Raw genomic sequence first — 12,982 nt, 5'->3', positions numbered from 1 at the left:
TAATGAACAATGAATTGAGATTAGAAAAACAAATCAATGTAACAAAACCTAAATTGCCTCCTTTTCAAAGTTATGTTAAAAAAATTGAAAGTGTTTGGGAAAATAATTGGCTAACAAATAATGGACCACTCCATGAAGAATTTAAACAAAATCTGAAAGCTTATTTAAACTCAGAAAACATCGAGCTATTTGTAAATGGACATTTGGCTTTAGAAACAGCATTAAAGACTCTTGGTGGTAAGGGTGAGGTCATTACCACTCCTTTCACATTTGCATCAACTATTCATGCTATCACTAATGCTGGTTTGAAGCCTGTTTTTTGTGATATTGAACCAGATAATTTTAATATAGACAGTTCTCAGCTTGAGCAGCACATCACAGAGCAAACAAAAGCAATAGTGGCTGTTCATGTTTTTGGCTATCCTTGCGATGTTTATAAAATAGAGGAGATTTCAAAAAAATATAATTTAAAGGTTATCTACGATGCTGCGCATGCTTTTGGTGTAACTATAAACGGAAATAGTATTACAGATTTTGGTGATCTATCGATGTTCAGTATGCATGCTACAAAAGTTTTTCATTCTATAGAGGGCGGTATATTGAGTTTTAAGAATCCGGAGCTTGCTGACACTTTAAAAGCTATGAAAAATTTTGGTATCAATTCATACAATGATGATATAGAAATGATTGGGACCAACGCAAAGCTAAATGAATTTCAAGCTGCTATGGGATTAATCAATTTAAAGAGTATAGATGAAGAAATTTCAAAAAGAAAAAAAATATATTCCACATATATTAGTTATTTAAAAGATATAAAAGAGATTACTTATTTAGAAGAGCTTGAGAACATTAGACATAATTATTCTTATTTTCCTATTTTAGTACAAAATAATGTGCTTAGAGATTTTTTATTTGAAGAAGTTAAAAAGTATAATTTGAACTTAAGAAAGTACTTTTATCCATTATGCAATGATTTTTCTTGTTATAATTATGATTCTAATCAGACACCCATTGCTAAAAATATTAGTGATAGAATACTGGCATTACCAATGTATTCTGATTTAAATGAGGAAACAATAAGAAAAATAATTAAAATCATAGAGCATGAGACAAATATTTTTAATGGTAAAGTGCTGAGCGTTCAATATTGATATTCCATACTAAATATATTAAAGCAGGTGATAGTTATGGAAGATAAAAATTATAAATTAAGTGTTGTAGTTTTAGTCTATAATACAGAGAATTATTTGAGAGAATGTTTAGATTCATTGATCAATCAGACTTTAAAGGATATTCAGATTATCATTGTGAACGATGAAAGCCCAGACAATAGTCTAGAAATTATAAAAGAATACCAAAAGAACTATAGTAATATTGTGCTAATTAATCAAAAGAATAGTGGGGGTGCTATTGCCGGTAATAATGGTTTAACAAAAGCTACAGGTGAATATGTAACCATTATTGACTCTGATGATATTGTACCGCTTTATGCTTATGAAAAATTATATACAGAAGCAAAGGAAAAGGATTCTGACATAGTTATTGGTAAACCTAATATTCTTATTGATGGGATTCAAAAAGAGATCATATATAAGAAAGAAAGAGAAGTATGGCAAGAGCCTAAAGTTATTAATAATTTGCATGATTTTCTTGACATTTTTTATGATGGTTTCTATTGGAATAAGATTTTCAGAAGAAGTTTAATTGAAGATTATAACTGCTTCATGCCGCCAGGAATGTTATATGCAGATCGTCCGATGGTGCATAAAGCTTTTCTATACGCAAATAAGATTTCGATTATAACTGATATAGTCTATCTTTGGAGAAAACGAGGAAAAGAAGCTTCTCAAAAATCTATAACTCAGTTAAATGGAGATATACAAAATTTTATAGATCGTATAGAATCTTTAAAATATCAGATGAACTATTTTCAAACATACGGAGATAATACACTAACTAATGAATTCTTAAAGCGAAATATCGAGCGTCTCTTTTTTCCAATTAAGAACATCGTTACAAATAAAGAATTTCGAAAGGCTTTTTATAAAGAAATTAAACCTATTCTTGAAAAAATAGAAGATATTTATAATAATGATATTGGAATTATAAATAATTTGTATGTTTATCTCATATTAAATGATTTAAAAGAAGAGTTGATTTATTACTTATCTACTCCCCCACAAGGTAAGGTAATTGGTGAGAATGGAAAGTTTTATTGGGCACTACCTTTTTTTAGGGATAGAGACTTAAATATCCCTGACTGTATTTTTGAAATTAAGACATTAAAAGAAGAATTTGTAAAAATTAAAGGAATAGATGTTACTGAAGAGTATCTTAGCTTTAATGAAATAAAGGTTCCTAAGTCATTTTCCGATATTGAACTTAGCGTTTCATTTGAATCAAGGTTTAACCCCGAAGATAAAAGAATCTTCGACATTCCTACCGACAATTCAAATATTTTTAATGGGAAAATCCCTTTATCTAGCTTTGATAATTTAGCAGTATATGATATATATCTTTTGTTTACTAACGGTAAAACTTTAGATAAATTCCGTATTTCAAATAAGATGGTTCAATCAATAAGTTTTGGAAATAATAAAACAGCCCGAAACTATAATCTATACTATACCGATAAAAATAAGCTCTCCCTTAACATACTTAAATTTAATATAGTTTCTTTTATGTTTACAAATGAAAAAATAACTTTGAAGTTAGATAAGGATCTTGAAGGAGAAGGAAACTTCTACTTAAAAAATCGTTCTAATAATGATAAGGTTTACTTTAAAAAAAATAAGAATGAATCAAATTCTTATGAGATATTATGGGATCACTTTTTTGATCCGTATCTTGTTTACGATTTATTCTTTAACTCAGCGGAAAAGAATATAAGAATAAAAAATGAAATGGTTCTGCAATTTAGAACACCGACATTAAAAAAAGGCAAGGTTAATATCGAGCATTATATAACGAATAAAGGTAATGTATCCTTAAAGAGTTACAGTATATATAGCAAATTCATTTCGAAGATATTAAACCGATAATAACTTCAGTTTTTATAAAGCTGCTGAGTTTCAGCAGCTTTTCATGTTTAGTCAATGAGTGAAAAAAAACTCAACATCTGTTACAATATTCACCGGTGCTTTCAAATTTCTTTAACCGAAAGATCCAAAAAATCATTTAAGTCTAAGGAAGATAAACAATGAATGCATTAGTAAGAATCGTAAAAGAGCAAGTGACATCGTTTCCTTTAATTTTGCGCTTAGCTTCGTATGAGACAAAGTCTCAGTATCAGATGAATTATCTTGGTGTATTATGGCAGTTTTTAAATCCTCTCATTCAAATGCTGGCGTACTGGTTTGTATTTGGTATGGGGATTCGCAACAGTAAGCCGGTCATAACAGGTATCGGGGAAGTGCCTTTTATTGTTTGGATGCTGGCTGGGTTGATTCCATGGTTCTTTATTAGCCCGACGATTCTTGATGGATCAAACAGTGTGTTTAAGCGGATCAATATGGTTGCGAAAATGAATTTTCCGATCAGTTCACTGCCTTCTGTTGTGATTGCTTCAAATTTATTTAGTTATTTTGTGATGATGGTCATCTTTTTGATCGTGCTTTTGACTAACGGGATTTACCCAACTTTACACTGGATACAATATATTTACTACTTAGCTTCTATGATCATTTTTATGTTTTCGTTCAGTTTGTTTAATTCAACGATAAGTGTATTGGTGCGCGACTACCAATTTCTGTTGCAATCAGTCACCAGATTATTGTTCTTTTTACTTCCTGTTTTTTGGAATATTTCAGAGCAACTTGGTAAAAATCACCCGAATCTTCTGCCTTTACTTAAGCTGAACCCGATTTATTATCTGATAGAAGGGTTCCGAAATACGTTCCTAGACGGGCAATGGTTTTTCCAAGACATGAAGTACACACTATATTTCTGGTTGTTCACATTTCTTTTATTAACAGTAGGTTCTATCCTGCATATGAAATTCAGAGACAAGTTTGTTGACTTTCTTTAATACGTAAGGAGATTGTACGATGAAACTAAAAGTTTCGTTTCGAAATGTTTCAAAGCAGTATCATTTGTATAAAAAACAATCGGACAAGATTAAAGGATTGTTTTTTCCGGCTAAGGATAATGGTTTTTTTGCTGTGCGGAATGTCTCCTTTGACGTGTATGAGGGAGAGACAATCGGCTTTGTAGGAATAAACGGGTCAGGGAAATCGACCATGTCTAACCTGCTGGCTAAAATTATTCCGCCGACCAGCGGTGAAATTGAAATGAACGGCCAGCCGTCGCTGATTGCGATTGCTGCCGGTTTAAATAATCAACTGACGGGCCGGGACAATGTCCGGCTCAAGTGTTTGATGATGGGGTTAACCAATAAAGAAATTGATGACATGTATGACAGTATCGTTGAATTTGCAGAGATTGGCGATTTTATTAATCAGCCGGTTAAAAACTATTCCAGCGGTATGAAATCGCGACTCGGTTTCGCGATTTCCGTTCATATTGACCCTGACATTTTAATTATTGACGAAGCGCTCTCCGTAGGGGACCAAACGTTTTATCAGAAGTGTGTAGACAGAATAAATGAGTTTAAAAAGCAAGGGAAAACCATATTCTTTGTCAGCCACTCCATCGGCCAGATTGAAAAGATGTGTGACCGAGTCGCTTGGATGCACTACGGCGAGCTTCGTATGTTTGATGAGACAAAAACGGTTGTCAAAGAGTACAAAGCGTTTATTGACTGGTTTAATAAGCTGTCGAAAAAAGAAAAAGAAACATATAAAAAAGAGCAAACGGAAGAGCGGAAGAAAGAGGATCCTGAAGCGTTTGCCCGTTTCCGCAAAAAGAAGAAACAGCCGAAATCACTGGCTAATGCTATTCAAATTGCTATTTTGTCTATCCTGACGGTCTTTACTGCGGGAACGATGTTCTTTAATGCCCCGCTTCGTACAATTGCTTCGTTTGGCGCGATTCCGCAAAATGAAGTGAAGAAGCATGATGGCGATGCAAAGGGCAAAGCAGAGGAACAATTAACAGCAGTCAATAAGCAAGGGTTTATAGCAGCTGAAAAAGCGTCAGTTTATAAGGGTCAAGATTTGAAGCAGAAGGCTGGCGTTACACTGCCATTTGGTACCGAGGTGACGGTAGCTGCAAAAGGCAAAAAAGCAGCGAAAATAAAGTTTAACGGGCAGTCTTATTTTGTGAAACAGAGCGCTGTTGCAACAAACGTGAAACATGCTGAATTGCAAGCTGCGGCCTTTACGCCTTATGTTCCGCAAACGGCAGCGGCTTCCTATGAATACTTCCTGAAATTCCTGGGAGACAGCAGCGGCAGCATTCAATCGAAATTGAATGGATATACTGAAGGAGGTACAGCTGACGGCAGAAAAACGTTGGATTTTGATTATGAAAAAATCAGCTATGTGCTGGAGAATGATAAAGCATCAGAGCTTATCTTTCACAACATTTCTCCTGTTACTCCAGCGTCACTATCTTTAAGTGACAGCGATGTATTGTATGACAGCAGCAAGAATCGTTTTCTTATAAATACAGCTGATCAAGTTTTTGCTGTTGATAATGAAGAGCATACGCTGACCTTGATTTCAAATTAGGAAAAGGCTATTGGATGATTGTCCAATAGCCTTTTTATTTAAACTTCTTCTTTGTTTAATAAGTTTTCCATGAATGGAACGAGCTGCTCGCGAAGTCCTTTATCCTGCATCGCAAATTCAAGAGTTGTTGTGATAAAGCCAAACTTTTCACCAACATCATAACGCTTGCCTTCAAAATCGTATGCAAACACTCTTTGAATTTCATTTAGCTTTTGAATAGCGTCCGTCAGCTGAATTTCTCCGCCGGCGCCAATTTGCTGCTCATCTAGGTACATAAAAATTTCTGGTGTGAATACGTAACGGCCTAAGATGGCAAGGTTAGAAGGTGCTGTGCCTTTAGGCGGCTTCTCTACGAAGTTTTTGACTTGGTAACGGCGGCCATCACTTGTCAGCGGGTCGATAATGCCGTAGCGGTGTGTTTCTTCTTCAGGCACTTGCTGTACACCGATAATAGAAGAAAGTGTTCTTTCGTATTCATCCATTAACTGGCGCAATCCGGGCTTTTCAGCCTGAACGATATCGTCTCCGAGCAGAACTGCAAACGGCTCATCGCCGATAAAATTGCGCGCGCACCAGACAGCGTGCCCGAGTCCCTTAGGCTCTTTTTGGCGGATATAGTGAATGTCAGCCAGGTTAGAAGATTTTTTCACTTTTTCAAGAAGTTCGATTTTTCCTTTTTCCTCCAGATTTCTTTCGAGCTCAGGAGAGTAATCAAAATGATCCTCAATCGCACGCTTGCTTTTTCCTGTTACGATAATAATATCCTCAATACCGGATTCAACAGCTTCTTCAATTATGTATTGAATGGTTGGCTTATCAACGATAGGAAGCATTTCTTTCGGCATTGCTTTCGTAGCCGGCAAGAATCTCGTACCAAGACCTGCGGCAGGGATTATAGCTTTACGAACTTTTTTCAATGTCAAAGCACCTTCCTTAATAACAGATTTAGGGTTCAGCTTTCTGGAATACTGAGTATTTAAAAAATTTTGGAGTTTCTTTTCATCAATACCCTATTTTCATTCTGTTAAACACTTTTAATCATATAAGAAAAAACAATATTAAACAAGAGACAATTCAGCGGCTTTGAGATCGAAAAACGCCAAAAATATATCAATTCCTTTTTTTAGATTGATAAGAATACGGATTATTCCAATTTGGATAATTATGGATATATAACTGCTTCTTCATCTCTAGAGCCAGCTCAGCAAAAATGATATAATGTAGTTCTGAAAATGTGACTGTACGAATTTTATCCGAAAGGTATTAAATAGATGATGACGATTAAGGTTTCTACCCCAAAATTAGCATATGTTTGTTCAGGACTGCATGCCGCAAAAAAGTTTAATATCAATACAATTGATTGGAATTATCCAATGGAGATTATCACTTTAAATCATGAGCCTAATGGGTCTTCTTCTTTTAAAGATGCTGCTGTTATCAATATGTACAGCTACTTTAAAGGATATGAAGCGCAGAAAGATAAAATCGAGCATCCGGTTGAACAAGAAGGTTTAACATATATTCAAGAACCGAACAAGCCAGTTTACCGTTACTACCATAATGGGCGTTATATCAAATATCAAAGGTTTACAGCATCAGGAGAACTTGCTGTTATTGATTACTTTAATGAAAACAGGCAAAGGTTTAAAAGAGAAGAATACGATTCATCCGGCTATGTACACAGCTTAATGTACATGGATCTGGAGACTAACAAACCGAAGCAGCATCTTTATTTAAGAGCAGATGGCACCTGTTATATGACCAAATGGTATAAGAATGATGAATCAACTGAAAAAATTGTCATCTTTGACGAAAAAGAGAATATAGCCAGTGTAATGTATTCTGAAAATGAACTTTCCCATTATTTTCTGAGCCGCTTGATAAATGAGACGGAATATTTATTTTTAACTTCAGAAGTGGAAATATATACAACACTGAAGTCTCTATCAGTTGAATATTCTTCCATGTATTTAGGTTTTATAGAGACGAATGAGATGTTGGACAGCCCTGAAAAGGAAATAGGCCACCTTGATGCGTTCGTGGTTCCTTCTTTGAAGAGATATCATGACACGGTTGAAAAAACGGGGCCTCGCACAAATATTTATTACGTTTCTGAAGAGCCATTTACCCGCAAACGTTTTGTGGACAAGCTAATTGATCAGGTGCCTTTTAATAATGAATTGAAAGATATGAATGTTGAGCTGTTAACGGCAGAATGGCAATCAAAAACCGATTTATATTTGTCAGCCAAGGTCGAATTTAAAGGCGACGTTCCGGCCCATTCTCTTGGCCGCTATAACATGTATTGGAAATTAAAAAATAAGAAGAGCGGCACTGAAAGTACGTTTAATGCAAAAGTAAGCAGTGAGGAAGAGCTGATGTTTACTGTAAGCGGTACGCTCCGTGTTCATTCTGTATTAGATCAGCTGTCCACGATTGAATTGTATCTCTGTTCTGAGTGGGATAATAGCTTCTTTGCATCGAGTGTGCGAGTAACCGATCCAAAGGGAATTCCATCATTAGAACAAAGTATTTCAGGCTGGCGAATGACTTTGGCAGAAGAAAATAATCATTTGCGTGTTCATACAGCCGAGGGATTTCGGAGAAAACTAATGAAACGGCTGTTTGTAAAAAAATAGAAGAAAAAGCTTTACCAGAAGAAGGAGCTTGAAGATGAGAAGGATCTTTTCACTAATATATGAAATAGACATTGAAAAAGGCGGCATTACAAGCTCGATGATGTCAAGATCTTTTACATTTGCGGAGCGCGGCCATAAAATCGATTTGGTCACACTTGATTATAAAGAGAATTATGATCAGATAGAGAAAGAATTGAAGAATGCAGGAAGACTGCATGCTGATGTAAATATCCTCAATATTTATGATGACTATAAAAATCAGCATAAGCATATAAAAGTCGGGGATGCACAACAAAGTTATTATGAACAAAATCGTAATCGCTTTGAAGAACCATATGCTGTTTTTCATAACGAAGAAAAATTAGAAACGGAATACTTCAAGAATGGTTTATATATAAAAAAGAAAAAGTGGGATGAGTCGAATAACCTTTTATATGTGGATCATTTCAATGAAAATATGCAGCTGACAAAGCGGGAATTCTTTTCTGGCGCTTATGTAAATAAAACTGTGTTTTTCGATACGAGAAGCGGAAAAATCAATCAAATTCACTACACAGCACCGGACGGCTTTTGTTATTTAACAGAATGGCACCATTTTAATACAGGAGCCAGTCAGGGAGTTATGCTGTTTGAACGAGATGAAAAGGAAGCTGTATTTTTCAAAAACAAGCACACATTTCATACACATTGGCTTGAAAAGCTATGTGAAAAAGAAAAAGACCCTATTATTATCTGTGATGGGGTCGGAAGTGCTTCAAAAGTAAATGAAATGCGTGAAGGATTGGCAAAACGATTTTACTGTGTTCATTCAAACCATTTAGATTATCCATACACGTTAGGCAGCAAAGTTCGGAAAAATCATCAATACGCGATGGAACATATTAAAGATTATGACGGGCTGATCGTATTAACGAATGAACAAAAAGAAGATATCATGAAGGATTTCGAATCGAACAATAATATTTTTGTTATTCCCCATGCTCCAAGAAGGCTTGAAAAATTACAAACGTATGAAAAAAAGAAAAACGAATTTGTCATGGTGGCCAGATATCATGAGGAAAAAGGGATCGATAAGGTCATAAAAGCAATGGAAATCGTAAAAAAATCGCGTCCTGAAGTTGTCCTTAATATTTATGGCAGCGGCCCTGGCCACGAGGAATACCAGCAATTGATTGATGATCTTCAGCTGGATAATGTACATTTAAAAGGTTATATTGCAAATCCTGCTCCATTTTATCAGCAGGCGCTTGCCACATTATTAACATCAAAATTTGAGGGATTCAGCCTTGCCATTTGTGAATCGTTTTCGTGCGCAACTCCGGTAATCAGTTTTGATGTGAAATACAGCCCAAGAGAGCTCATAAAAGAACACGAAACGGGAATGCTTGTAGAACCCGATCATATTGAAATGCTTGCTGAAAGTATCATTTATTTGTACGACAACCCTGAGAAAGCCATTCAATATGGAAAAAATGCAAAGAACTTAATGGATACAGAATATAGTGAAGACCGATTGTTTGAAAGATGGGAAGAAGTATTTGAAATGACGAAATAATACATTTCTATACCATTCTTGTTCATTATATGAGCTTTTGAGAAGAAATAGAAGCGGATAAGGATAGAGGTGTAATGTTGAAAATTACTGCAGCAGTACCCACATACAACTCAGAACATTTTATCTCCCGCTGCCTGGATAGTCTGGTTCAACAAACCATGCCGAATAATGAGTACGAAATTATTTGTGTAGATGATTGTTCTCAGGATGGCACGGTTGCACTATTGAAAAAATACAGTGAACAGTATTCTAATATAACGGTTATTGAACGAGAGGAAAACTCGGGGGGGGCCAGGAGAACCAAGAAACCAAGCCATACGCGCGGCCAGCGGTGAATACATTTTTTTTATTGATTCCGATGATTATTTAGGAATTGAAGCGTTTGAGAGAATGTATCAATTTGCAAAACAGCACGATTCAGATATTGTGCTTGGAAAAATGGTCGGTGTAAATGGCAGATCGGTTCCGCAAGCTATTTTTAAAGAAACAAAACCTGAGGCGGATCTTGTTAAATCTCCGCTTGTCTACTCAATTGGCCCGACAAAACTTTTTAAAGTTTCACTGCTTAGAAATCATGACATATATTTCCCTTCTAATATACAGGCCACGGAAGATCAGGTATTTGTCATGCAAGCTTATTTAGAAGCGGACAAAATTTCTGTCTTGGCTGACTATGATTATTACTACGCTGTACAGCATGATGGTGAGCATATGACATTTGCATATGTTGCGCCTCAAAGCTACTATGGCGCAATGAAGATAATCTTAGATATGATTCGTGAGAGCCGCCTTTCTCATACTGGCAAAATGAAGTTTATGGCGAAGTTTTTAAATCGCCATTTTGACTTTTCCAGAACAACGGACTTTACCGTAACGATCGAGGATGAGCAGGAACAGCAAACATGGATGACAGAGCTGCATCATTTTGTTGAACAAAATATTCCGCAGGAGATCGATAAGCTTGTCCATTCTCATACACGGTTAAAATTATATTTTGTACGTCATAATGACCTAAAGGGCTTGAAGCAATTTGAAGCTGATAAAGAAAATATGACTCAATTTACGTATGTTAAAAATGGCCATATCATAGCAAACTATCCCAGCCTTTCGCCATATCAGTTAACAGAGAATGAACGGATCATTGATGACAGAAACAAAATCAGTCATTACGTGAGTAAATTTCAAATGAAGAATAATACTTTTTCATTAAAAGGGTCGGTTACCCACTCTGCTTTACAACCAGAGCATCAAGCTATACAAACTTTATCAGGCATTTGGGTGCACCGTGAAAGAAAATCTGAAAAAATTATTTCTCCGGTGTATGCCAATGGCGGCGAATTTGAATTTCTCACGAAGTTGACTGATTTGGCTGTTCATGAAGAAGATATTGGTGCTTGGGACTTCTTTATTGAATCGGAGATAGACGGATATAAAAAACGCGCCCGAATCGGCAGCAGCAGAGAAAAGTATCCCTATTCGAAACATGCTAAATATATTGGGAATAACGGGGAATATGCTTTTAGCGCTAGACCGTACTTTACAAAAACATACGATAATTTGTCGGTGGAAATAAGAAAGCAAGAAGTTCTGAAAGTTGAATTCAGAAATAATGATTCGGATCAGTATTTAACGTTCGTTTTCCCTGGAAGCCAATTGTTTTTTCCGAAGCAATCTTTATTATTGCTTGAATTCAATAACCAAGAGTTTCTAATCCCAATTAAAAAACAAATCAGTTCCGCTGAAGGGACAGTGATACAGGTTGACCGGAATCTCGTTGAACAAAAATTTGCCCCGGCTTATTTACAAAACACCAATATCGTTTTATCCATTAATTCATACAAAACGACATTGATTCCAAAAAAGGATGTCAGCGTGTACTTTTGCAGTAAAAATATTGAAAAAAAGCTATGGTGCTTTAAAATAAAGAAGAAAGTAGACCTGTTTATCCAATCAGACCAATCGAAATTCTATCTAACAGCCCGTTAAACAAAGAAACCAGGTGACAAATATGAAAAAACTAAAAGTCATGACCGTTTTCGGGACCAGGCCGGAAGCGATAAAGATGGCACCGCTTGTGCTTGAATTGAGAAAATATCCTGAAATAGATTCCTATGTGACGGTCACTGCACAGCACAGACAAATGCTCGATCAGGTTTTAGATGCGTTTCACATCAAGCCTGATTTCGATTTGAACATTATGAAGGAGCGGCAGACGCTGGCAGAGATTACGTCCAACGCACTTGTGAAATTGGATGAGCTGTTTAAAGACATCAAGCCCGATATTGTGCTTGTCCATGGTGATACGACGACGACATTTGCCGGAAGTCTAGCCGCTTTTTATCATCAAATTGCTGTTGGCCATGTGGAGGCTGGGCTCCGTACGGGGAATAAGTATTCCCCATTTCCGGAAGAGCTCAACCGCCAGATGACCGGTGCGATTGCTGATTTGCATTTTGCGCCGACAGGCCAGGCGAAAGACAATTTATTAAAAGAAAATAAAAAGGCAGACTCCATTTTTGTAACGGGCAATACAGCGATAGACGCACTCCGCACAACGGTGAGGGACGGCTATTCACATCCTGTCCTCGATCAGGTGGGCGAGGATAAAATGATTCTGCTGACCGCGCATCGCCGAGAAAATTTAGGTGAGCCAATGGAAAACATGTTCAAGGCCATCCGCAGAATTGTTGAGGAATTTAAAGATGTACAGGTTGTTTATCCTGTGCATCTGAATCCTGTTGTCCGGGAAGCGGCTCAGAAGCATTTTGGCGATTCTGACAGAGTGCATCTGATTGAACCTTTAGAAGTTATTGATTTCCATAACTTTGCGGCAAAATCGCATTTCATTTTGACAGATTCTGGCGGCGTGCAGGAGGAAGCACCATCTCTCGGGAAACCGGTGCTTGTGCTGCGTGATACGACGGAACGGCCTGAAGGAGTGGAAGCGGGGACGCTGAAGCTTGCGGGGACGGATGAGGAAAACATTTATCAGCTGGCAAAACAGCTGTTAACTGATGATGATGAGTACCAGAAAATGTCCTACGCTTCTAATCCGTACGGAGATGGAGAGGCTTCGCGACGGATTGTGGAAGAATTGCTGTATCATTACGGATATCGGCAAGACCATCCGGACTCATTTACAGGAAAATGAAAAAGAA

Annotated in this window: 10 protein-coding genes; 9 read left to right on the top strand and 1 reads right to left on the bottom strand. The window is 36.6% G+C overall.

The features are described 5' to 3' along the window. Window positions 1–2: 2 nt before the first annotated feature. The 4 genes from M1M80_RS18570 (at window position 3) to tagH (ending at window position 5,630) form a co-directional block, all read left to right on the top strand. Entirely contained in the window at window positions 3–1,151 is a 1,149-nt protein-coding gene (locus tag M1M80_RS18570) for a DegT/DnrJ/EryC1/StrS family aminotransferase (protein WP_060399620.1), read from the top strand. A gap of 36 nt (window positions 1,152–1,187) precedes the next feature. After that, on the top strand, window positions 1,188–3,041 hold the full coding sequence (locus tag M1M80_RS18565; RefSeq protein ID WP_060399619.1) for a glycosyltransferase family 2 protein: 1,854 nt from the start codon (window positions 1,188–1,190) through the stop codon (window positions 3,039–3,041). Window positions 3,042–3,199: 158 nt separating this feature from the next. Further along, the gene (gene tagG, locus M1M80_RS18560) at window positions 3,200–4,027 is read left to right on the top strand and encodes a teichoic acids export ABC transporter permease subunit TagG (RefSeq protein WP_060399618.1); all 828 of its coding nucleotides are present in this window, start codon (window positions 3,200–3,202) and stop codon (window positions 4,025–4,027) included. Window positions 4,028–4,046: 19 nt separating this feature from the next. Then, window positions 4,047–5,630: a teichoic acids export ABC transporter ATP-binding subunit TagH gene (gene tagH, locus M1M80_RS18555; RefSeq protein WP_060399617.1), complete on the top strand. Its 1,584-nt coding sequence runs from the start codon at window positions 4,047–4,049 to the stop codon at window positions 5,628–5,630. Between the two features lie 38 nt (window positions 5,631–5,668). On the opposite strand, the gene galU is transcribed toward tagH, so the two are convergent. Next, a complete protein-coding gene (gene galU, locus M1M80_RS18550; protein WP_060400066.1) occupies window positions 5,669–6,547 on the bottom strand; it encodes a UTP--glucose-1-phosphate uridylyltransferase GalU in 879 nt (292 codons plus the stop codon). Window positions 6,548–6,901: 354 nt separating this feature from the next. Between galU and M1M80_RS18545 the strand changes: the two genes are divergently transcribed. The 5 genes from M1M80_RS18545 to wecB all read left to right on the top strand — a co-directional run bounded on the left by M1M80_RS18545 (window position 6,902) and on the right by wecB (window position 12,975). Then, the gene (locus tag M1M80_RS18545) at window positions 6,902–8,269 is read left to right on the top strand and encodes an alpha-glucosyltransferase N-terminal domain-containing protein (RefSeq protein WP_060399616.1); all 1,368 of its coding nucleotides are present in this window, start codon (window positions 6,902–6,904) and stop codon (window positions 8,267–8,269) included. A 34-nt stretch (window positions 8,270–8,303) separates the two neighbouring features. Next, window positions 8,304–9,824 carry a glycosyltransferase gene (locus M1M80_RS18540; protein WP_060399615.1) on the top strand — a complete coding sequence of 507 codons (1,521 nt, stop codon included), beginning with the start codon at window positions 8,304–8,306 and terminating at the stop codon, window positions 9,822–9,824. A gap of 74 nt (window positions 9,825–9,898) precedes the next feature. Next, window positions 9,899–10,159, top strand: a complete 261-nt coding sequence (locus M1M80_RS18535) for a glycosyltransferase family 2 protein (protein WP_248596952.1) — start codon at window positions 9,899–9,901, stop codon at window positions 10,157–10,159. Next, window positions 10,089–11,810 carry a glycosyltransferase gene (locus tag M1M80_RS18530; RefSeq protein ID WP_248596951.1) on the top strand — a complete coding sequence of 574 codons (1,722 nt, stop codon included), beginning with the start codon at window positions 10,089–10,091 and terminating at the stop codon, window positions 11,808–11,810. Before M1M80_RS18535 ends, M1M80_RS18530 begins: the two co-directional genes overlap by 71 nt. A gap of 22 nt (window positions 11,811–11,832) precedes the next feature. Further along, window positions 11,833–12,975, top strand: coding sequence for a non-hydrolyzing UDP-N-acetylglucosamine 2-epimerase (wecB, locus tag M1M80_RS18525; protein ID WP_060399613.1), 1,143 nt, complete (start codon window positions 11,833–11,835; stop codon window positions 12,973–12,975). The last annotated feature ends 7 nt before the right edge of the window (window positions 12,976–12,982 follow it).

Source organism: Bacillus inaquosorum (genome assembly GCF_023238325.1).
In the GTDB taxonomy this organism is placed as follows: Bacteria; Bacillota; Bacilli; order Bacillales; family Bacillaceae; genus Bacillus; species Bacillus inaquosorum.
The sequence above is the reverse complement of the archived record's forward strand: the minus strand, read 5'-3'. Positions and strand labels throughout refer to the sequence as shown.

What these genes read in the sequence shown, in the direction of transcription:
- M1M80_RS18570 (WP_060399620.1), top strand. Translation starts at nt 3, where the DNA reads ATGAACAATGAATTGAGATTAGAAAAACAAATCAATGTAACAAAACCT.
- M1M80_RS18565 (WP_060399619.1), top strand. Translation starts at nt 1,188, where the DNA reads ATGGAAGATAAAAATTATAAATTAAGTGTTGTAGTTTTAGTCTATAAT.
- tagG (WP_060399618.1), top strand. Translation starts at nt 3,200, where the DNA reads ATGAATGCATTAGTAAGAATCGTAAAAGAGCAAGTGACATCGTTTCCT.
- tagH (WP_060399617.1), top strand. Translation starts at nt 4,047, where the DNA reads ATGAAACTAAAAGTTTCGTTTCGAAATGTTTCAAAGCAGTATCATTTG.
- M1M80_RS18545 (WP_060399616.1), top strand. Translation starts at nt 6,902, where the DNA reads ATGATGACGATTAAGGTTTCTACCCCAAAATTAGCATATGTTTGTTCA.
- M1M80_RS18540 (WP_060399615.1), top strand. Translation starts at nt 8,304, where the DNA reads ATGAGAAGGATCTTTTCACTAATATATGAAATAGACATTGAAAAAGGC.
- M1M80_RS18535 (WP_248596952.1), top strand. Translation starts at nt 9,899, where the DNA reads ATGTTGAAAATTACTGCAGCAGTACCCACATACAACTCAGAACATTTT.
- wecB (WP_060399613.1), top strand. Translation starts at nt 11,833, where the DNA reads ATGAAAAAACTAAAAGTCATGACCGTTTTCGGGACCAGGCCGGAAGCG.